General features: G+C 70.9%; 19 protein-coding genes. 11 read left to right on the top strand and 8 right to left on the bottom strand.

The genetic code is table 11. The features are described 5' to 3' along the window. Positions 1–5 precede the first annotated feature (5 nt). The gene (locus AC3RJ8_RS07370) at positions 6–1,232 is read right to left on the bottom strand and encodes a pyrophosphate--fructose-6-phosphate 1-phosphotransferase (protein WP_489715251.1); all 1,227 of its coding nucleotides are present in this window, start codon (positions 1,230–1,232) and stop codon (positions 6–8) included. A gap of 75 nt (positions 1,233–1,307) precedes the next feature. Continuing rightward, positions 1,308–2,105 carry a lysophospholipid acyltransferase family protein gene (locus AC3RJ8_RS07365; RefSeq protein ID WP_489715250.1) on the bottom strand — a complete coding sequence of 266 codons (798 nt, stop codon included), beginning with the start codon at positions 2,103–2,105 and terminating at the stop codon, positions 1,308–1,310. Positions 2,106–2,147: 42 nt separating this feature from the next. Here AC3RJ8_RS07365 and AC3RJ8_RS07360 point away from each other — a divergent pair, with 42 nt between their 5' ends. After that, the gene (locus AC3RJ8_RS07360; protein ID WP_489715249.1) at positions 2,148–2,654 is read left to right on the top strand and encodes a hypothetical protein; all 507 of its coding nucleotides are present in this window, start codon (positions 2,148–2,150) and stop codon (positions 2,652–2,654) included. 97 nt (positions 2,655–2,751) lie between these two features. Here AC3RJ8_RS07360 and AC3RJ8_RS07355 read toward each other — a convergent pair whose 3' ends face one another. Further along, a complete protein-coding gene (locus tag AC3RJ8_RS07355) occupies positions 2,752–3,696 on the bottom strand; it encodes an ROK family glucokinase (protein WP_489715248.1) in 945 nt (314 codons plus the stop codon). A 212-nt stretch (positions 3,697–3,908) separates the two neighbouring features. Here AC3RJ8_RS07355 and AC3RJ8_RS07350 point away from each other — a divergent pair, with 212 nt between their 5' ends. Genes AC3RJ8_RS07350 through AC3RJ8_RS07340 form a run of 3 tightly spaced genes read left to right on the top strand, consistent with a single transcriptional unit; the run spans position 3,909 to position 7,784 of the window. Further along, entirely contained in the window at positions 3,909–5,717 is a 1,809-nt protein-coding gene (locus AC3RJ8_RS07350; protein WP_489715247.1) for an AMP-dependent synthetase/ligase, read from the top strand. Between the two features lie 31 nt (positions 5,718–5,748). Then, a complete protein-coding gene (locus AC3RJ8_RS07345) occupies positions 5,749–7,509 on the top strand; it encodes a DEDD exonuclease domain-containing protein (protein ID WP_489715246.1) in 1,761 nt (586 codons plus the stop codon). Then, positions 7,503–7,784: an Lrp/AsnC family transcriptional regulator gene (locus tag AC3RJ8_RS07340; protein ID WP_407317549.1), complete on the top strand. Its 282-nt coding sequence runs from the start codon at positions 7,503–7,505 to the stop codon at positions 7,782–7,784. Before AC3RJ8_RS07345 ends, AC3RJ8_RS07340 begins: the two co-directional genes overlap by 7 nt. A 44-nt stretch (positions 7,785–7,828) precedes the next feature. Here the strand turns inward: AC3RJ8_RS07340 and trpD are convergent, their stop codons facing one another. Together trpD and AC3RJ8_RS07330 are read right to left on the bottom strand one after the other, a co-directional pair. Next, a complete protein-coding gene (gene trpD, locus AC3RJ8_RS07335) occupies positions 7,829–8,893 on the bottom strand; it encodes an anthranilate phosphoribosyltransferase (protein ID WP_489715245.1) in 1,065 nt (354 codons plus the stop codon). Between the two features lie 52 nt (positions 8,894–8,945). Then, entirely contained in the window at positions 8,946–9,335 is a 390-nt protein-coding gene (locus tag AC3RJ8_RS07330; protein ID WP_489715244.1) for a response regulator, read from the bottom strand. Between the two features lie 202 nt (positions 9,336–9,537). Between AC3RJ8_RS07330 and ctaE the strand changes: the two genes are divergently transcribed. The 5 genes from ctaE (at position 9,538) to AC3RJ8_RS07305 (ending at position 14,583) form a co-directional block, all read left to right on the top strand. Then, positions 9,538–10,191, top strand: a complete 654-nt coding sequence (ctaE, locus tag AC3RJ8_RS07325) for an aa3-type cytochrome oxidase subunit III (protein ID WP_407317546.1) — start codon at positions 9,538–9,540, stop codon at positions 10,189–10,191. A 68-nt stretch (positions 10,192–10,259) separates the two neighbouring features. Then, complete coding sequence (gene qcrC, locus AC3RJ8_RS07320; protein WP_489715243.1) at positions 10,260–11,042, top strand: cytochrome bc1 complex diheme cytochrome c subunit; 783 nt, start codon at positions 10,260–10,262, stop codon at positions 11,040–11,042. Then, positions 11,039–12,085 (top strand): cytochrome bc1 complex Rieske iron-sulfur subunit, encoded by a 1,047-nt coding sequence (gene qcrA, locus AC3RJ8_RS07315; protein ID WP_407317544.1) that lies wholly within the window; start codon positions 11,039–11,041, stop codon positions 12,083–12,085. The genes qcrC and qcrA overlap by 4 nt, the downstream gene beginning before the upstream one ends. After that, on the top strand, positions 12,082–13,791 hold the full coding sequence (gene qcrB, locus AC3RJ8_RS07310) for a cytochrome bc1 complex cytochrome b subunit (RefSeq protein WP_489715242.1): 1,710 nt from the start codon (positions 12,082–12,084) through the stop codon (positions 13,789–13,791). The genes qcrA and qcrB overlap by 4 nt, the downstream gene beginning before the upstream one ends. A gap of 162 nt (positions 13,792–13,953) precedes the next feature. Continuing rightward, complete coding sequence (locus tag AC3RJ8_RS07305; protein ID WP_489715241.1) at positions 13,954–14,583, top strand: superoxide dismutase; 630 nt, start codon at positions 13,954–13,956, stop codon at positions 14,581–14,583. A gap of 102 nt (positions 14,584–14,685) precedes the next feature. Here AC3RJ8_RS07305 and AC3RJ8_RS07300 read toward each other — a convergent pair whose 3' ends face one another. Genes AC3RJ8_RS07300 through ctaC form a run of 3 tightly spaced genes read right to left on the bottom strand, consistent with a single transcriptional unit; the run spans position 14,686 to position 17,833 of the window. After that, on the bottom strand, positions 14,686–15,087 hold the full coding sequence (locus tag AC3RJ8_RS07300) for a cytochrome c oxidase subunit 4 (RefSeq protein WP_489715240.1): 402 nt from the start codon (positions 15,085–15,087) through the stop codon (positions 14,686–14,688). After that, positions 15,084–16,907, bottom strand: a complete 1,824-nt coding sequence (ctaD, locus tag AC3RJ8_RS07295; RefSeq protein ID WP_489715239.1) for an aa3-type cytochrome oxidase subunit I — start codon at positions 16,905–16,907, stop codon at positions 15,084–15,086. Before ctaD ends, AC3RJ8_RS07300 begins: the two co-directional genes overlap by 4 nt. Then, on the bottom strand, positions 16,907–17,833 hold the full coding sequence (gene ctaC / locus AC3RJ8_RS07290; RefSeq protein ID WP_407317538.1) for an aa3-type cytochrome oxidase subunit II: 927 nt from the start codon (positions 17,831–17,833) through the stop codon (positions 16,907–16,909). The genes ctaD and ctaC overlap by 1 nt, the downstream gene beginning before the upstream one ends. A gap of 285 nt (positions 17,834–18,118) precedes the next feature. On the opposite strand from ctaC, the gene AC3RJ8_RS07285 reads away from it, so the two are divergent. Beyond that, entirely contained in the window at positions 18,119–19,276 is a 1,158-nt protein-coding gene (locus AC3RJ8_RS07285; protein WP_489715238.1) for a cysteine desulfurase family protein, read from the top strand. Then, entirely contained in the window at positions 19,273–19,521 is a 249-nt protein-coding gene (locus AC3RJ8_RS07280; protein WP_489715237.1) for a sulfurtransferase TusA family protein, read from the top strand. Before AC3RJ8_RS07285 ends, AC3RJ8_RS07280 begins: the two co-directional genes overlap by 4 nt. Positions 19,522–19,650: the final 129 nt, after the last annotated feature.

The raw sequence follows: 19,650 nt of genomic DNA, 5'->3' as shown, positions 1-19,650 counted from the left end.
CCGCCTCAGTGCTCGGCCGGCTGCGCCGGGACGAGGGACTGACCGATGCCGGCCAGCAGCTCGCCGAACCACTCGGTGTGCACGTCGAAGGCCTTGCCCCCGGCGATGCGCGGGAACGCGATCGCCTTGAGCCGGTCGCCGTCCTCCTCGTCGTGGCCGATGACGCCGGCCTCGCCGCGCAGCGCGCACTCGACCGCCAGGTCGGTCATCGACTTGATGAGACGCAGGTCCTCGGCGTTCGCGGCCGCGGCGCGGGAGTAGTAGCCCGACTTCTGGACCATGACCTTCTCGGCGCCCAGCTTCTCGGCGAACTGCTTCGCGAACCACTGACCCGGGTTGATGGTGTCGAGCTTGACGTGCCCGAACGGGTCGCGCTGGACCTCCTCGCCCGCGGCCTCGAGCTGCGCGACGATCTCATGCATGCCCGCACCCTCGGACAGGAAGATGTTGACGTTGCCCTCGCGGTCCATGATCGCCTTGAGGCGCTCGGCCTCACCGTCGATGTCGAGCGCCAGCTCGGGCAGGAACACGGCGTGCACGTCCCAGCGCTCCCGGGTCAGGCCCAGGGCCGGAGCGAACTCCTGCGCGTCCAGCCACTTACGGTACTCCGCGGCCGCGGCGGCCGTCAGCCACCCGCAGTGGCGGCCCATGACCTCGTGCACGATGAGCATGCGCGGACCCGAGCGGTGCTCACCGATGACGTTCGCGGCGAACCCGGCGGCCTCCTCGGCGGCGGTCCACGCCCCGAGCGACTGCTTGATCGGCACCACGTCGTTGTCGATGGTCTTCGGCAGCCCCACGACGGTCAGGTCGTAGTCGTTCTCCGCCAGGTAGGCCGCGAGGTCGGCGGCCGTGGTGTTCGTGTCGTCGCCACCGATGGTGTGCAGCACGTCGACGCCGTCCGCCTGGAGCTGCTCGGCCGCCACGTGCAGCGGGTCCTGACCCTCCTGGACGAGCCCCCGCTTGACGCAGTCGGCGGCGTTGGTGAGCTTCACCCGGGAGTTGCCGATCGGCGAGCCGCCGAACCGGTGCAGGACGCCCGCCTGGCGGCGGCCCTCCTCGTCGATCTCGATCTTCGTCCCGGTGAGCAGGCCGTGGTAGCCGTACTGGTAGGCGATGATCTCGATCGACGGGTCGAGCTCGGTGTAACGCTCGATGAGGCCTCCGACGGCGGAGGACAGGCAGGGGGCGAAACCACCGGCGGTCAGCAGGGCCACACGACGGACCGACATGAGGGGCTACCTCTCGTTGGGGGATGAACAGCGCTGCCCATCCTATGAGGCCGCGAGCGTGGCCGTGACGACGTCTCAGCCCGCGAGGTCCTGCGCTCCCGCCGTGGGCGGCTCCGGCTCGGCGCGCGTCACGGGCGGTTCCGGCTCGGCCCGAGCCGGGCGCGACGTCCCGGGCGTGGCGTCGACCGGCAGCCCCTGCGCGAGCCGCACCTTCGCCGTCGCCGCGTAGACGTCCACGTACTCCTGCTCGCTGAGCCGCAGGATCGCGTACATGATCTCGTCCGCCACGGCCCGCAGCACGAACCGGTCGGACTCCATCCCGCGGTAGCGGCTGAAGTCCAAGGGCTCGCCGAAGACCACGCCGATCGGCCGCGGCTTGGGCACCACCCGCCCCAGGGGCTGGGCGACGTCGGTGCCCACCATCGCGACCGGGACCACCGGGGCGCCCGACTCCAGCGCGAGCCGGGCGACACCCGTCTTGCCCCGGTAGAGGCGACCGTCGGGGCTGCGCGTGCCCTCGGGGTAGATGCCGAACAGGTCGCCCTCGTCGAGCACCCGCAGGCCCGTGCGCAGCGCGGCCTCGCTCGCCTTGCCGCCGGAGCGGTCCACGGGGATCGTGCCGACGCCACGCATGAACCCGGCCACCAGCCGGCCCTTGAGACCGCGTCCCGTGAAGTAGTCCGACTTGCCGAGGAACTTCACCTGCCGTTCCAGCACGATCGGCAGCACGAACGAGTCGATGACGGCCAGGTGGTTGCTCGCGAGGATCGCACCGCCGGCGTCCGGCACGTGCTCCACGCCCCGGGTCCACGGGCGGAACGCCAGGCGCAGCCACGGCCCGACCAGCACGTGCTTCATGATCCAGTAGAACAACGGTCCTCCTCGCGGCGTCGCCGACGACAATAGAGTGGTCCCATGGCCTCACCGAACCGGGACGCGGAACCGGACGACCTTCCGGACGCTGACGTCGACGCCCGTTGGTCCGACATCGTCGCACGTCTGGGCGACGTGGAGCAGTCCGGGTTCGTCGTCGAGGACGCGGAACGACCCGCCCGGTCCGACGACGACACCCCGCCACCGCCCGACCCTCCCGTGGCGTCACTGTCCAGCGGCCCCCGCGACTGGCCCACCACACCGGAGGTCGAGGCGCTCGAGGAGGCCGACGACCACTTCGTGCCGCCCGAGCCCGAGCCCGTGGCGCACCGCGACCCCCTGCTGACGCTCGCGTGGACGGTCGCGGTCACCGTGCCCGTCCTGACGGTCGTGGGCGTGGTCGTGGTCGCGATGCTGCCGGACCTGCGGGTCCCGGGCTGGCTCGGGCAGGCCGGCGGCGGGGCCTTCCTCGCCGCGGTGGCCGCCCTGGTCTGGCGGATGCCGCACCGGCGCGACCCGGACGACGACGGTCCCGGCGCCGTCGTCTGAGGCGGAGGCGCGGCGAGGGTGCGGGCCGAGGAACGAGGCACTCGCCCGCAGCCGAGCCGCAGACTCGGACGACGTCGGCCCGGGCGCCCCGGCGCGGTCAGCGACGCGCCAGGTCGGCGGCGCCGATGATGCCCGCCTCGTTGCCCTGCTGCGCCAGCTCGATCTGCGCGACCGGCCGGTGCCCGAGCGCGGAGAGCTGCGACTCGTAGGCCTTGCGCACCGGCGTGAGCAGCAGGTCCCCCGCCGCGCCGACGCCGCCGCCCAGGACGATGAGCTCCGGGTCGAGCAGCGCCGCGACCGACGCCGAGCCCTCACCGATCCACCGGCCCAGCGTGGCGAGCAGCTCGATCGCCAGCTCGTCCCCGTCCTGGGCGGCCTCCGTGATCTGCGGCCCGGTGATGTCCGCCGGGTCCCCGCCCGCGAGCTCGACGAGCCGGCCGGCGCGATCCGGCGTGGCCGTGGCCGCCTGGCGCGCGTCGCGCACGAGCGCCGTGCCCGACGCGTACTGCTCCCAGCAGCCCTCGTGCCCGCACCCGCAGTAGTGACCGCCGGGCACCACACGCATGTGCCCGACCTCCGCCGCGACGCCCCACTTGCCGCGGACCAGCTCGCGGTCCACGACGACGGCACCCCCGAGACCCGTGCCGATGGTCAGCAGCAGCATGTCCGTGGCCGAGCGCGCCGCGCCGAAGCGGAACTCCGCCCACCCGGCGGCGTTGGCGTCGTTCTCGACGACGACGGGCACGTCGAGGTCCACCAGGTCGCTGACCCGCTGGGCCAGCGGGTACTCGCGCCAGGCGATGTTCGGCGCGAAGAGCACCGAGCTGCGGTCCGGGCTCACGAACCCCGCGGCGGCGAGACCGATCGCGCCGATCTCGTGCTCCGCGGCGAGCTCGGTGCACGCGTCGGCGATCGCCCGGTCGATGCTCGCGACGTCATCGGCGGCGGTGTCCCGCCGGACCTTGGCCAGGATGCGACCGGCCTCGTCCACGACCCCGACGGCGATCTTCGTTCCGCCGATGTCGACTCCGATGGCGTGCATGCGTCAAGTCCTCACGTTCGATCTCGGGGACGCCGGGCCGACGGAGTCCGTCGCACCGGCACGGTCGGCACGCCCGCGCGCGCCGGGGACAACACTACCGACCCGGGACCGCACCGCACGCACCGTCCACCAGGTGGTGCGAGGCGTGACCGCGGCACCTGTGCGACCCGGTATCGTGACCGCCACGGACGAGCCCTGCCACTGGAGTCAGCATGGACGAGATCACCACCCCGCAGCTCGTAGAGCTGCCCCCGACGTCGAACCTCAACGACCTGATCACCGACAGGGTCGCGAAGGACCCGGACGCCCCGATCATCGAGCGCCCCGCCGGCGACGGCTGGGAGAGCCTGAGCAACGCCGCCTTCGACGCCGAGGTCGTGGCCGTGGCCAAGGGACTCGTCGCCAAGGGCGTCCAGCCGGGCGACCCGGTCGGCATCATGTCCCACACGCGCTACGAGTGGACCCTGCTGGACTTCGCCGCGTGGGCGGCCGGGGCGGTGCCCGTCCCGGTCTACGAGACCTCCGCGCCCGAGCAGGTCGAGTGGATCGTCACCGACGCCGGCGTCACGGTCCTGGTCGTCGAGGACGCGACGCTCGCGGCCGTCGTCGACCAGGTCTCCGGCTCCGCGCCCACGCTGCGCGAGGTGCTCTCGATCGAGGACGGGGCGATCGCGGACCTGGTCGCGGCCGGTGCCGACGTCGACGACGCCGAGATCACCCGCCGCCGGGGGCTCGCCGGGCTCAACGACGTGGCCACCATCATCTACACCTCGGGCACGACGGGCCGCCCGAAGGGCGCCGAGCTCACCCACGGCAACTTCGCCTCGCTCGCCACCAACGCCGTCGCCGCCGTGCCGGAGGTCTTCGCCGCCGGTGGCCGCACCCTGCTCTTCCTGCCCCTGGCGCACGTCTTCGCCCGGTTCATCGAGGTGCTCGCGATCGCCGGCGGCAGCGTGCTGGGCCACTGGGCGGACGTCAAGACGGTCACGGAGGGCCTCGGGACGTTCAAGCCGACGTTCGTGCTCGCCGTGCCGCGCGTGTTCGAGAAGGTCTACAACTCGGCGGAGCAGAAAGCCGCGGCGGGCGGCAAGCTGAAGATCTTCCAGTGGGCCACCGCCACCGCGATCGAGTGGTCCCGCGCGCAGGACACCGGCGGTCCGTCGCTGTGGCTCAACGTCCAGCACAAGGTCGCCGGCAAGCTGGTCTACGGCAAGCTCCTGGCCGCCCTCGGCGGACAGGCCCGCTACGCGGTCTCCGGCGGCGGGCCGCTCGGAGAGCGTCTCGGACACTTCTTCCGGGGCATCGGTCTGACCATCCTCGAGGGCTACGGGCTGACGGAGACCACCGCGCCGACGAGCGTCAACCGGCCCGCGGCGAACCGGATCGGGTCCGTCGGCACCCAGCTGCCCGGCTGCGGTGTGCGCATCGCCGAGGATGGCGAGATCCTCCTCAAGGGCGTGCACGTCTTCCGCGGCTACCGCGGCAACGCCGAGGCGACCGCCGAGGCGTTCGACGGCGACTGGTTCCGCACCGGCGACCTCGGCACGCTCGACGACGACGGGTTCCTGTCGATCACGGGTCGCAAGAAGGAGATCATCGTGACTGCCGGCGGCAAGAACGTCGCGCCGGCCGCGCTCGAGGACCGGATCCGCGCCCACGCGCTGGTCAGCCAGTGCGTCGTCGTCGGGGACAACCGGCCCTTCATCGGCGCGCTGATCACCCTCGACCCCGAGGGTCTGCCGGGCTGGCTCAAGATGCACGACAAGCCCGCCCTCAGCGTCGAGGAGGCCCGGACCGACCCCGACGTCCTCGCCGCGCTCGACGCCGCCGTCGCCCGGGCCAACCAGGCAGTCTCGCGGGCGGAGTCGATCCGCAAGTTCGCCATCCTCGCGGAGGACCTCACGGTCGAGAACACCTACCTCACCCCGTCGCTGAAGGTGAAGCGCTCGGTCGTCCTGGCCGACTTCTCCGACGACGTGGACGCGCTCTACGTCGACGACCGCGACCAGTCCCCCGCCTGACCTGTCGGTGGCGGGGGCTACGGTCCCCGCCATGTCGATCGCACCACCACCCCAGGCCGCGACGACGGCGGTACAGCCGTCGTTCGCGGACCTGGGGACGCCGCTCCAGGACGTCACCTTCGTCGTCGTGGACCTCGAGACCACCGGCAGCCGGGCGAACAACGCCGGCATCACCGAGATCGGTGCCGTCAAGGTCCGCGGCGGCGAGGTGGTCGGCGAGTTCCAGTCGCTGGTGAATCCCGGCCGGCCGGTCCCGGCCTTCGTCGCGCGGCTCACCGGCATCACCACGGCGATGGTCTCGACCGCACCCGACATCGACCTGGTGCTGCCGGGCTTCCTCGAGTTCGCCCACGGGTGCGTGCTGGTCGCCCACAACGCGCCGTTCGACGTCGGCTTCCTGCGCGCGGCGTGCGCCGACCTGGGCTACACCTGGCCCGGGTTCGCCGTCGTCGACACGCTGCCGCTGGCCCGGCGGGTCGTCTCGCGCGACGAGGCCCCCAACCACAAGCTGTCCACACTGGCCCGGCTCTTCCACGCCCGCACCTCGCCCGACCACCGGGCGCTCGCCGACGCCCGTGCCACCGTCGACGTGCTGCACGCGCTGCTCGAACGGCTGGCGCCGCTCGGCGTGACGCACCTCGAGGACCTCGCCACCGCCGCCGACCCTGTGCCGGCGGACGTGCGCCGCAAGGCGACCCTGGCTGACGGGCTGCCCACCGCACCGGGGGTCTACCTCTTCCGCGGCCCGGACGACGAGGTCCTGTACGTCGGCACGTCGACCAACATCCGCCAGCGGGTGCGGTCCTACTTCACCGCCGCCGAGAAGCGCCGGCGGATCACGGAGATGGTCCGCATCGCGCACGCCGTCACCCCCGTCGTCTGCGCGACGCCGCTGGAGGCGCAGGTCCGCGAGCTGCGGCTCATCGCCGAGCACGCACCGCGGTACAACCGGCGCTCGAAGCACCCCGAGCGGCAGTCGTGGGTGCGGCTGACGGACGAGGCCTACCCCCGGCTGTCCGTCGTCCCGGAGGTGCGCGGGGACGTGCCGCACATCGGACCGTTCACCTCGCGCCGTGCGGCGGCCGCCGCCGTCGAGGCCGTGCACGACGCGATCGGCCTGCGGCAGTGCACGCAACGGCTGCCCGCGGTCGCCCGCGCGCCGCGCAGCCCCTGCGCCCTGGCGGGGCTGGGGCGCTGCTCGGCACCCTGCACCGCGACGACGGGGCCCGACACGGACTACGCGGCCGTCGTCGAGGCGGCCCGGGCCGCGCTGACCGGCGACCCGGGCGCCGTCGTCCGGGCGCTCGCCGAGCGGGTGGCTCGGCTGGCCGGTCAGGAACGCTTCGAGGAGGCCGGGCAGGTCACGCACCGGCTGCGGACCTTCGTGCGTGCCGCCGCCCGCTCGCAGCGGCTCGACCCGTTGAGCCGGTGCGCCGAGCTCGTCGCCGCCCGGCCGACGGCGGCCGGCGGCTGGGAGCTGATCGTCGTGCGGTACGCCCGCTTCGCCGGCACCGCCGTGACCGGACCGCACCAGGACCCGCTGCCCGTGGTCGACGCGCTGCGGGCCACGGCCGAGGTGGTCGAGCCTCCGCCACCGCCCGCACCGGCCTGCCACCCCGAGGAGGCGGCGCTCGTCCTGGACTGGCTCGACCAGCCCGAGGTCCGGCTGGTGCACGCCTCGGACCCGTGGACGTGCCCGGTCCGCTCCGCGGTCGCCCACGCCGACCTCGAGGACGTCTCGGCATCGGTCGCGCTGGCGCTGCGCGGCCCGGATACGATGGCGGCATGCTGACCGCGATCGTCCTCATCGACACCGTGCCGGACCAGATCCCCGAGGTCGCCACGCAGGTCACGAACCTGCGGGGCGTGAGCGAGGTCTACTCCGTCACCGGCAAGGCGGACCTGGTGGCGATGGTGCGGGTCGCGGAGCACGACGAGCTCTCGGCCGTCATCGCCGACGGCATCAGCAAGGTCGCCGGCGTGCTGCGCACCGAGACGCTCATCGCCTTCCGGGCCTACTCGAACGTCGACCTGGAGCAGGCCTTCGCGCTCGGCCTCGACGACTGACCACACCCTTCGCGAGACTGCGTCTCACAGGGCGCCCGCGCCCGTCAGGCCTGGGTCGCCGCCACCCACCGCTCCACGACGTCGGCCGTCCCGCCGTCGTCGATGCTCCGCGCGGCGTGCCCGAGCCCGTGCCCGATCCGCTCGACGAGCGTCCCCTCCGCGGTGCCGGGCAGCGTGCCGTCCGCGACGAGCGCCGCCGCCGCGTTGAGCAGCACGGTCTGACGCACCGGCCCCTGGTCGGTGCCAGTGAAGACCTCCCGGGCGACCTGGGCGTTGTGCACGGCGTCCGCGCCGCGCAGGTCGTCGATGCGGAGGCGATCCAGGCCGAGGTCCGCCGCGGCGTCGAGACGCTGCTCGACGACCTCGCCGTCGCGCACCTCCCACACCGTCGTGCCGCCGGTGGCGGCCAGCTCGTCCAGGCCGTCGTCACCGCGGAACACGAGGGCCGACGTGCCGCGGGAGGCGAACACGCCGGCCATCAGCGGGGCCATCCGGGCATCGGCACAGCCGACCGCCGTGGCCCCCGGCTGCGCGGGGTTCGTCAACGGGCCCAGGAAGTTGAACGCCGTCGCGACGCCCAGGTCGCGGCGGGCCGTGGCGGCATGACGCATCGACGGGTGGAACATCCCGGCGAAGCAGAACGTGATCCCGACCTCGTGGGCGATCTCGGCCACCCGCTCGGCAGGCTGGTCCAGGCGCACGCCCAGCGCCTCGAGGACGTCCGCGGAGCCCGACGACGACGACGCGGCGCGGTTGCCGTGCTTGACGACCCGCACGCCGGCCCCCGCCACCACGACGGCCGCCATCGTGGAGATGTTGACGGTGTGGTGCCGGTCGCCGCCCGTGCCGACGAGGTCGAGCGTGGGCCCGGCGACCTCGATCCGGACGGCGTGCGCCAGCATGGCGTCCGCGAGCCCGGTCAGCTCTGCCGCTGTCTCGCCCTTGGCCCGCAGCCCGACGAGGAAGCCGGCGAGCAGGGGAGCCGGCACCTCCCCGGACATCACCTGATCCATGGCCCAGGCGGTCTCCTCGACCGTCAGGTCCGCACCGGAGATCAGCGCGGAGAGCACTCCGGGCCACGTGCGTTCGGTCGGGGCACTCAGGGTCACGGCACTCACTCCAGCGAGACGGGTCGGCACGGTCGCGGTCGGTGGCGCCGGCTCACGCAGCCTGCGACAACGTCTCCGCGACGGCCCGCTGCACCACGAGGGCGTCGAGCGGGCGCGGCACCACGGAGTCCGCGAGCGACCATGATGCCAGCCACGCGTCCTGCGGCCGTCCGGTGAGGACGACGACGGGCGGGCAGTCGTAGACCTCGTTCTTGAGCTGGCGGCACAGGCCCATCCCACCGGCCTTGTCCGCCTCGCCGTCGAGGACGATCAGGTCGAACCGGCGACTCTCGGCGGTCGGGACGAGCTGCTGCGCCGTCGCGACCTCCGTCCAGGCGATGTCGGGCGCCCCGGCGTGGAGCCGGGGACCGACGGCGAGGCGCACCTGGTCGCGCACGGTGGCGTCGTCGCTGTACAGGAGGACACGGGGGCCTGTCGTCATCGAGCATCCCTTCGCAGACGTTTGATGGCATCGTGGCACAGGTGCGTCACCTCGGTCACCGACGAGCGGTGGTCTTTTCGTGGCGGTCTGCAGCGATCCGTCATCAACCGGCGCCTCGACGGCACGATTCTGCAGATTCGGTGAACCTGATCTCCACGATCCGACCCCCTCGGGTCCTCGAACCCGCCTCACGTCAGCCATAATGGCTGATGTGTCGACTGCAACGGCTGCTGCCCCCCACGCCCATCAGCACGTGACCGTCAACCGACCGAACCCTGTCTCGGTCGGGACGATCGTGTGGCTGGCCAGCGAGCTCATGTTCTTCGCCGGCCTGTTCGCCATGTACTTCACCGTGCGCTCGGTCATGCCCGAGGCGGAGTGGGACGCCCAGGCGTCGCACGTGTCCCTGATCTTCCCGTTGGTCAACACGTGCATCCTCGTCGCCTCGTCGATCACCTGCCAGGCAGGTGTGCTGGCCGCCGAACGGTTCCAGCCCGCGCGCACGGGCTCGCTGCTCCAGGTGGGTCGCTGGGGCATGAACGAGTGGATGACGCTGACCTACATCATGGGCGCGATTTTCGTCTCCGGGCAGATCTTCGAGTACGCGGAGCTCGTCCACGAGGGGCTGACCATCTCCTCGAGCGCCTACGGCTCGGTCTTCTACCTGGCGACCGGCTTCCACGGCCTGCACGTGGTCGGTGGCCTCATCGCCTTCCTGTTCCTGCTGGGCCGGTCCTTCCGCGCCAAGCGCTTCACCCACCACGAGGTCACCACCGGTCTCGTCGTGTCCTACTACTGGCACTTCGTCGACGTGGTGTGGATCGCCCTGTTCCTGGTGATCTACGTCCTGAAGTAGTCATCGGGCGGCACGGACGCCGCCCCTCCCGACCCTGCACCATCCACCTGCGAGACGAGGACATTTTCGTGAAGGCACTCGCCGCCCGCCGGCACCACCGGGCCGCTCCGGTCGTGCTGCTGCTGCTGGCGCTGCTGGTCACGGGCGGCTTGTACGCCGTCCTGGCGCCCACTCCGGCCACCGCCGAGACAGCCAGCACAGCGACCGACGTGGAGGAGGGCCAGCGGCTCTTCCAGGCCAACTGCGCCACCTGCCACGGCCCGAACGCCGAGGGCACCTCCGAGGCACCGTCCCTCGTGGGCGTCGGAGCCGCCGCGGTCGACTTCCAGGTCTCGACCGGGCGCATGCCCATGCAGATGAGCGGGCCCCAGGCCGCCGCGAAGCCGCCGCAGATGAACCCGGAGCAGACCGCGGACCTCGCGGCCTACGTCGCCTCGCTCGGTGCCGGTCCGGCCATCCCCACGGACGAGCAGGTGGACGCGTCGCTCGGCGACTCCTCGAACGGCGCCCTGCTGTTCCGCACCAACTGCGCGATGTGCCACAACGCCGTCGGTGCCGGTGGTGCGCTCTCCGAGGGCAAGTGGGCACCGCCCCTGGACGACGTCTCGGAGCGGAACCTCTACCAGGCCATGCTGACCGGTCCGCAGTCGATGCCGGTCTTCAACGACGCCAACATCGAGCCCGAGGAGAAGCGCGACATCATCGCCTACCTCGTCGAGCAGCGCGACGGTTCCGCCGGCGGCCTGACGCTGGGATCCCTCGGTCCCGTCAGCGAGGGCCTGTGGGCGTGGGTCGTCGGTCTCGGCCTGATGATCGGTGCAGCTGTGTGGATCGGAGCGAAGTCCTCGTGAGCGAGAACCAGAACCCCAACACCGGGCAGGAGGTCACGAGCGCCTCCGCGACCGCCCCCGACCGTTTCGAGGACCCGGGCGTCCCGGCGCACAAGCAGCGTCTGACGGACACGAACCCTCACGCGACCAAGCGCAACGAGCGCATCATCGCGCTGATCTTCGGGATCTCCTGCCTCGGCGCGATCGCCAGCGTCGTGTCCTACTTCGCGGTGCGCCCGGACGGGACCACCGAGGGCACGCGCTTGTCGACCGTTCTCCTGGGCGTCACGATGGCGATCTCCCTGCTGGGCATCGGCATCGCCGCGATCCACTGGGCGAAGTCGCTCATGAGCGACCACGAGCACGTGGACGAGCGCCACGACCTGGCCAGCTCGCCCGAGGTGCGTGCGGTCGCCGTCCAGCACCTCGCCGACGGCGTGGAGGACTCCGGCATCGCCCGTCGTGGTGTCCTCAAGGGCGCCGCGGTCTCCGCACTGGCGCTGTTCCCGCTGACCTTCGCCGTCCCGCTGATCTCGAGCGTCGGCGGCGACTGGGACGTGTCGAAGTTCCGCCACACGATCTGGGACCGCAACAAGCGGCTCGCCTACGACCCCTCCGGTCGCCTCATCAAGGCTGCCGACCTGACGGTCGGCTCCGTGGCGCACGTCATCCCGGAAGCCTCGCAGGAGGAGATGCAGTCGCACGAGTGGATCACGGAGAAGGCCAAGGCCGTCGTGCTCCTCGTCCGGCTGAACCCCGAGGACCTCCGCTCCGACCAGTCCCCCGAGGGCGAGACCTGGAGCTACGACGGGATCGTCGCCTACTCGAAGATCTGCACCCACGTGGGATGCCCCGTGGCTCTGTACGAGCAGCAGACTCACCACCTGCTCTGCCCGTGCCACCAGTCGACGTTCGACATGGCCGACGGCGCGAAGGTCGTCTTCGGTCCCGCGAACCGGCCACTGCCGCAACTTCCGATCACGGTCGATGACGAGGGCTACCTCATGGCGCAGCACGACTTCGTCGAGCCCGTCGGCCCGAGCTACTGGGAGCGTCTGAAGTGAGTACCGACACCAGCCCCTCCTCCGCGACCGAGACGCCGGCCACACCGGCCGGCAAGGCCGCCGACTACCTCGACCAGCGCACGAGCGTCGGCTCCGCGGTCAAGGAGTTCGCGCGCAAGGTCTTCCCGGACCACTGGTCCTTCATGCTCGGCGAGATGGCGCTCTTCTCGTTCGTCGTGCTGCTGCTGACCGGCGTCTTCCTGACGATGTTCTTCGATCCGTCGATGGCGCTCGTCGAGTACCACGGCGCCGGTCCCGAAGCGATGCAGGGTCAGCTCATGTCGGTGGCGTTCGCCTCGACGCTGGACCTGTCGTTCGAGGTCCGCGGCGGTCTGCTCATGCGGCAGATCCACCACTGGGCGGCGCTGGTCTTCATGGCCTCCATCGTGGTGCACATGATGCGCGTGTTCTTCACCGGCGCGTTCCGCAAGCCGCGCGAGATCAACTGGCTCGTCGGCACCGTGCTGATGATCCTCGGCCTCGCCGCCGGGTTCTCCGGCTACTCGCTGCCCGACGATGTGCTCTCCGGCAACGGTCTGCGCATCACCGACGGCGTGGTGAAGTCGATCCCGGTGATCGGTTCGTACACGTCGTACTTCCTCTTCGGCGGCGAGTTCCCGGGCGAGCACATCATCCCGCGACTCTTCACCGTGCACATCCTGCTCGTGCCGGCGCTGATCCTCGCGCTCATCGGTCTGCACCTGTTCCTCATGGTGCTGCACAAGCACACCCAATACCCGGGTGGCGGCCGCACGGACAAGAACGTCGTCGGCTACCCGCTGTTCCCGGTGTACGTCGCCAAGATGGGCGGCAACTTCTTCATCGTCTTCGGCATCCTCGCCCTCATGGGCGCGACGATGAGCATCAACAACGTCTGGAACTACGGGCCCTACGACCCCTCCCCCGTCGGGGCGGGCGCCCAGCCCGACTGGTACATGCTCTTCCTCGAGGGCTCGCTCCGGCTCATGCCGGGGTGGGGCACCGAGTGGGTCATCTTCGGATACACGCTCTCGCTGAACGTGCTGATCCCTGCGGTCGTGATCCCGGGCCTGCTGTTCACTTTCCTCTTCGTGTACCCGTTCGTCGAGGCCCGTGTGACCGGCGACAAGCGCGAGCACCACGTCCTGGACCGTCCGCGCAACGTCCCGGTCCGCACCGGCCTGGGCGTGGCCTTCCTGACGGCGTTCATCATCCTGGCGCTCGCCGGGTCGAACGACCTCATCGCCACGCACTTCGGGATGTCGATCAACCAGATCACCTGGGCGTTCCGGATCCTGTTCTTCGCCGGTCCGGTGTTCGCGTTCTGGGTCACGAAGCGCATCTGCCTGGGTCTGCAACGCAAGGACCGTGAGCTGGTGCTGCACGGCCACGAGACGGGCCGTATCGTCCGCTTCGCCAACGGTGAGTACATCGAGGTGCACCGCCCGCTGGACGACCAGGAGCGCTGGCTGCGCGTCAACTACGACGCTCACCGGCCCCTCGAGATCGAGCCGGCCACGGACGCCCGCGGTGTGAAGCGTCCCGGCTACAAGAAGGACAAGCGGTGGCAGAAGCTGTCGAAGTTCTTCTACGAGGACCGCGTCGAGCCGGTGACGCCGGCCGAGATCGCCGCCGCGCACGCGCACGGTGAGCACGACGAGGTCGAAGCCGCCCCCCACTCCCCCGAGCTCGTCTCGGGGGCCGAGAACGCCGATCGGGAGCACTGAGTCTCCTGAGCAGATAGATCACAGGGACCCGCGTATCCCCCGCCGTGACGACGGGAGGGTGCGCGGGTCTCTTGGTTCTGCTGCGCCGGTGGATTCTCCACCGGTTCGGCGCCGACCACTCGGCACCCCTGTGGTGCCCGACCTGACGGAAGGTACTTGAGCATGGCTGTCTACACGCTGCCTGACCTGCCCTACGACTACAGCGCGCTCGAGCCGCACATCAGCGGCAAGATCATGGAGCTCCACCACGACAAGCACCACGCCGCCTACGTGGCGGGGGCGAACACGGCGCTGGAGAAGCTGGCCGAGGCCCGCGAGTCCGGCGACCACGCCACGGTGAACCTCCACGAGAAGAACCTCGCGTTCCACCTCGGCGGGCACACCAACCACACGATCTTCTGGCACAACCTCTCGCCCGAGGGCGGCGGCGAGCCCGAGGGCGAGCTGGCCGAGGCCATCAAGGACCAGTTCGGCTCCTTCGCCGCCTTCCAGGCCCACTTCGCCGCCACCGCGACCGGCATCCAGGGCTCCGGATGGGCCGTGCTCGGCTGGGACTCCCTCGGTCAGAAGCTGCTGATCTTCCAGCTCTTCGACCAGCAGGCCAACGTCCCGGTCGGCATCGTCCCGCTGCTCATGCTCGACATGTGGGAGCACGCCTTCTACCTCGACTACCTCAACGTCAAGGCCGACTACGTCAAGGCGTTCTGGAACATCGCCAACTGGCGCGACGTCGCCGCCCGCCTCGACCGCGCCCGCGCCCGCACCCAGACCACCGGACTCCTCACCGCGTGACACCTCGCTGAGGCCGCCGGCAGGTCCGACAGGTCCGGCAACGATGAAGAGGCCCGGTCCCACGCTCTGCGTGGGACCGGGCCTCTTCGTGCGCCGGGCGGATCAGTGGGCGTGCTGCCCGCGGCTGAACTCGAACACCCAGCCGACCAGGCCGACCAGGCCGACGATGAGGCTGATGTAGAAGACCCACCAGCCCACGGCCAGTCCGAGGAACGCCACCGCGGCACCGGCGCCGAGCACGAGCGGCCACCAGGACCAGGGGGCGTAGACGCCCTGGTCGCCGGCGCCCTGGTCGATCTCGCCCTGTTCGTCGTCCTCCGGACGCGGGTCGATGTGGCGGGCCTGCAGCGCCAGGTAGGCACCGATCATCGCCATCAGGCCACCGACGAGCGGGATGCCCAGATAGCCGACGGGCTCGGTCCAGCCACCGAAGAAGCCGTAGAGGACACCGACGACCACGAAGAACGGCGCCAGCCAGACGAAGAGCCGGATCTCGATCTTCACTTGGTCGTCTCCTCGTCCTCGGGTCCGTCGACCGCCGTCGGCGACTGATGCTTCTCGGGGTAGTCGTTGATCTGTCGTTCCTCGACGAGCTCCGCCTGGCCGCGGCGGTCAGCACCGCCGTAGACCTGCTCCAGGCCGTCCTGGTTGACGTGGGGGTCCTCCATGGCGGCGACCTCCGGGTGGTGCAGGTCGAAGGCCGGCGACTCGGAACGGATCCGGGGCAGCGACGTGAAGTTGTGCCGGGGCGGCGGGCACGACGTCGCCCACTCGAGCGAGCGGCCGTAGCCCCACGGGTCGTCGACCTGGACCCGGGGAGCGTTACGCCAGGTCGAGTAGACGTTCCACAGGAACGGGAGCGTGGAGGCGGCGAGGATGAACGCGCCGACGGTCGAGAGCTGATTCTCCCACGTGAAGCCCTCGTCCGGCATGTAGTCGGCGTAGCGACGTGCCATACCCTCCACACCCAGCCAGTGCTGCACCAGGAAGGTCATGTGGAAGCCGATGAACAGGATCCAGAAGTGGATCTTGCCGAGCCGCTCGTTGAGCATCCTCCCGGTGAACTTGGGCCACCAGAAGTAGAAACCGGCGAACATCGCGAACACCACGGTGCCGAAGACGACGTAGTGGAAGTGCGCCACCACGAAGTAGGAGTCCGAGAGGTGGAAGTCCAGCGCGGGGCTCGACAGGATGATGCCGGTCAGGCCGCCGAAGAGGAAGGTCACGAGGAACCCGATGGACCAGAGCATCGGTGTCTCGAACGTCAGCTTCCCGCGCCACATCGTGCCGATCCAGTTGAAGAACTTCACACCGGTCGGGACCGCGATGAGCATCGTCATGAAGGCGAAGAACGGCAGCAGCACGGCGCCGGTGACGTACATGTGGTGCGCCCACACGGTGACCGACAGGGCCGCGATCGCGATCGTGGCGTAGATGAGGCCCTTGTAGCCGAAGATCGGCTTGCGGCTGAAGACCGGGAAGATCTCCGAGACGATGCCGAAGAACGGCAGCGCGATGATGTACACCTCAGGGTGCCCGAAGAACCAGAACAGGTGCTGCCACAGCACCGCTCCCCCGTTGTCCGGGTTGAAGACCTGCGCGTTGAAACGGCGGTCGGCACCCAGCGCGAAGAGCGCCGACGCCAGCGGCGGGAACGCCATGAGCACGAGCAGGCTCGTGACCAGCGTGTTCCAGGTGAAGATCGGCATCCGGAACATCGTCATGCCGGGCGCGCGCATGCAGATGATCGTCGTGATGAAGTTGACGCCACCGAGGATGGTCCCGAACCCGGCCAGCGCCAGGCCGAAGACCCAGAGATCTCCTCCCAACCCCGGACTGAACGTGGTGTTGGACAACGGCGCGTAGGCGAACCATCCGAACGACGCCGCACCCTGCGGGGTGAAGAAGCCGGCCGCGGCGATGAGCCCGCCGAAGAGGAACAGCCAGTACGCGAACATGTTCAGCCGCGGGAACGCCACGTCCGGCGCACCGATCTGCAGCGGCATGATGACGTTCGCGAAGCCGGCGAAGAGCGGTGTCGCGAAGAGCAGCAGCATGATCGTGCCGTGCATCGTGAAGAGCTGGTTGTACTGCTCCTTGCTCTGCACGATCTGGATGCCGGGCATGAAGAGCTCGGCGCGGATGAGCAGCGCCAGGATCCCGCCCACGGCGAACCAGAAGAACGACGTGATCAGGTACATGTAGCCGATGGTCTTGTGGTCGGTGGAGGTGATCCACTTGACCACCGTTCGGCCCAGGGTCTGCCGCTCGGAACGGAGGCCGGGAACGACCTCGGCTCCGTACGCGGTCTCGGTGGTGGCCATCAGCCCTCGACCTCCGGAATGGTTTCTTCGCTGGTGAACTCACCGTGCTGCTGGCGGTTGAGGTCCAGGCCGAGCTCGCCGGTCTGCCCCTTGGCCTCGAGCTCCGCCATCTGGGCGTCGTACTCGGCGCGGTCGACGACCTTGACGTTGAAGAGCATCCCGGAGTGGAACTCGCCGCACAGCTCGGCGCACTTGCCGGCGTAGGTGCCCTCCCGCTCGGGGACGACCTGGAACGTGTTCGTCCGCCCGGGGATCATGTCCATCTTGAACAGGAACGCGGGGATCCAGAAGGAGTGGATGACGTCGCGCGAGTCGACGGTGAACTCGACGCGCTCACCGACGGGGAGGTACAGGGTCGGCAGGTTCTGGGAGGTGCCGGGCTCGCCGTCGACCTCGTCCTCGGCGGTCTGCGCCCCGGGGTCGAGCAGTTGCTGGCCCGACTCGTAGACACCCTCGTCGAGGTAGTTGAAGTCCCAGCTCCACTGCTTGCCGATGACCTGGATGTTGACGTCCGGTTCCTCGGACGTGGTGTCGAGGACCGCGGTCATGTCCCGGTTCGTGTAGAAGAACAGCACGAGGACCATGAGCGTCGGCACGATCGTGTACATGATCTCGAGCGGCATGTGGTAGCGCGTCTGCACAGGCAGGCGGTGGTCGTCGCGGCGCTTGCGGTAGGCGGCGACGCACCACAGCATCAGCCCCCACGTGATGACGCCGACGGCGAGCGCGGCGACCCAGGAGCCGACCCACAGGTCGGTCATGCGCCCGGTCTGGTTGGTCACCTCCCCGTCGCTGTATCCGGGAAGGTATCCGCGCTGGGCGGCATCGTCGGCGCAGCCGGAGGCAAGCGCCACGACGGCGACCGCGACGGCGGTCGCACGCAACGCCAGGGCCCGCCGGGTGCGAGTGGGGCTCTTCGGGTGCAAGGGAGGCCTTTCACGTCTCGTCCGACCGCCGCGCCCTCGCTCAGGGCGCACGGGTAGGACCTTCGTCCTCGATGGGAGCAGCCTAGCGCGACCTTCACGCTTTCGACGCCAGAAGCGCCCCGTTCCTACGTGACGACAAGCGGGCTCCGTGTCGCCATCCCGGCTGTTCGCGACATGGTTCCGAGGCGTGTCAGATCATCGCGTCGCTGGCGGCCCCGGTCGGCGCCACGGCATCATGGACGTGCGCTCCGCGCACCGTCCCAGCACCGCACCGAAGGGCTCCGTGTGACACACCCCACCCCCACCGACGGGCGGTCCCACCTGGACAACGGCGGTCGGGCACCCTGGCACCCGCTGGCTCGCCAGGCGTTCCTCCAGGCCCTCGACGACGGCTGGGCGGACCCGCGCCGCCTGCACACCGAGGGTCGTCGCGCCGCCGCGCTGCTGGACGGCGCCCGGGAGGCCGTCGCCGACGTGCTCGGCGCCCGGACGGAGGAGGTCCGCTTCACGCCCTCGCACACCGCTTCGCTGCACTCCGCGGTGGCGCAGGTCGCCCGGGCCCGACGGCGGCACGGCCACGACGTCGTGGTCGGCGCCGTCGAGCGGGCCGCCGTGCTGCACGCCGCCGAGCACTCCGCCGGTCCGGCGGGACGGCGGGTGATCGTCGCGGTCGACGGGTACGGGCGGGCGGACGCCGACGCGTTCGTCGAGGCGCTGCGGCACGACGGCGTCGCGCTCGCCGCGCTACAGCACGCCAACGGTGAGGTCGGCACCACCCAGCCGGTCGAGGCGGTGCACGAGGCCGCCCGGGCGGCGGGCGTGCCGCTCGTCGTCGACGCGGGAGCGAGCCTCGGCCACGCCGTCGTCGGCCCCGCCTGGGACGTCCTCACCGCCGACCCGGCCGACTGGGGCGGCCCCGCGGGCATCGGCATCGCCGCGGTCCGGCACCGGACCCGCACCGTCGCCGACGGGCCGGAGGACCCCGAGCCGTGGGCACCGGGCGGCATCAGCGTGCCGGCCGCCTTCGCGGCCGCCGTGGCGCTCCAGTCCGTCGTGGCCGACCGCGCCGAGGCCGACGGCCGGCGACGCGCCCTCGTCGACCAGATCCGCGCCCGGGTCGCGAAGATCCCCGACGTGGAGGTCGTGGGAGACCCGTCCGACCGGCTGCCGCACGTGGCGACGTTCTCGTTCCTCTACGTCGACGGTGAGGCGCTCGTCTCCGAGCTCGACCGCGCCGGGTTCGCCGTCGGTTCGGGCTCGGCCTGCACGGCGAGCACGCTGGAGCCGTCCCACGTCCTCGCGGCCATGGGCGTGCTCACCCACGGCAACGTGCGGATCGCGCTGGACCGGTCCACGGACGCCGCCGACGTGGAGCGGTTCCTCGACGTGCTCCCGGGCGCCGTGGCGCGCGTCCGCGACATGCTGGGGGTGCAGGGCCTGTGAGCGCCGAGGAGGGTCACGTCGTGGACGCCCGCGGGCTCCGGTGCCCGCTGCCGGTGATCCGGCTCGCCGCCCGCGCCCAGGGTCTGCCGACCGGCACCGAGGTGACGGTGCTCGCCACCGACCCCGCCGCCGAGCACGACGTCCCCGCCTGGGCACGGCTGCGGGGGCACACGTACGTCGGGGCCCGCACGCACGAGGCGGACGGCCGGCCCTGGTGGGCACTGACCGTCCGCCTCGGGGACTGACTGCTCGGGAGCGCTCGGCTCAGCCGACGCCATATCGGCTGACCCTGCGGTTCCGCTACGGGCGGGTACCTCGTTCCTCGGGGACTGACTGCTCGGGAGCGCTCGGCTCAGCCGACGCCATATCGGCTG

Source organism: Isoptericola sp. MSGPD8_1_ISO-PGPR-S23-394 (assembly GCF_058072785.1).
This window is presented reverse-complemented; position numbering and strand designations above follow the sequence as displayed.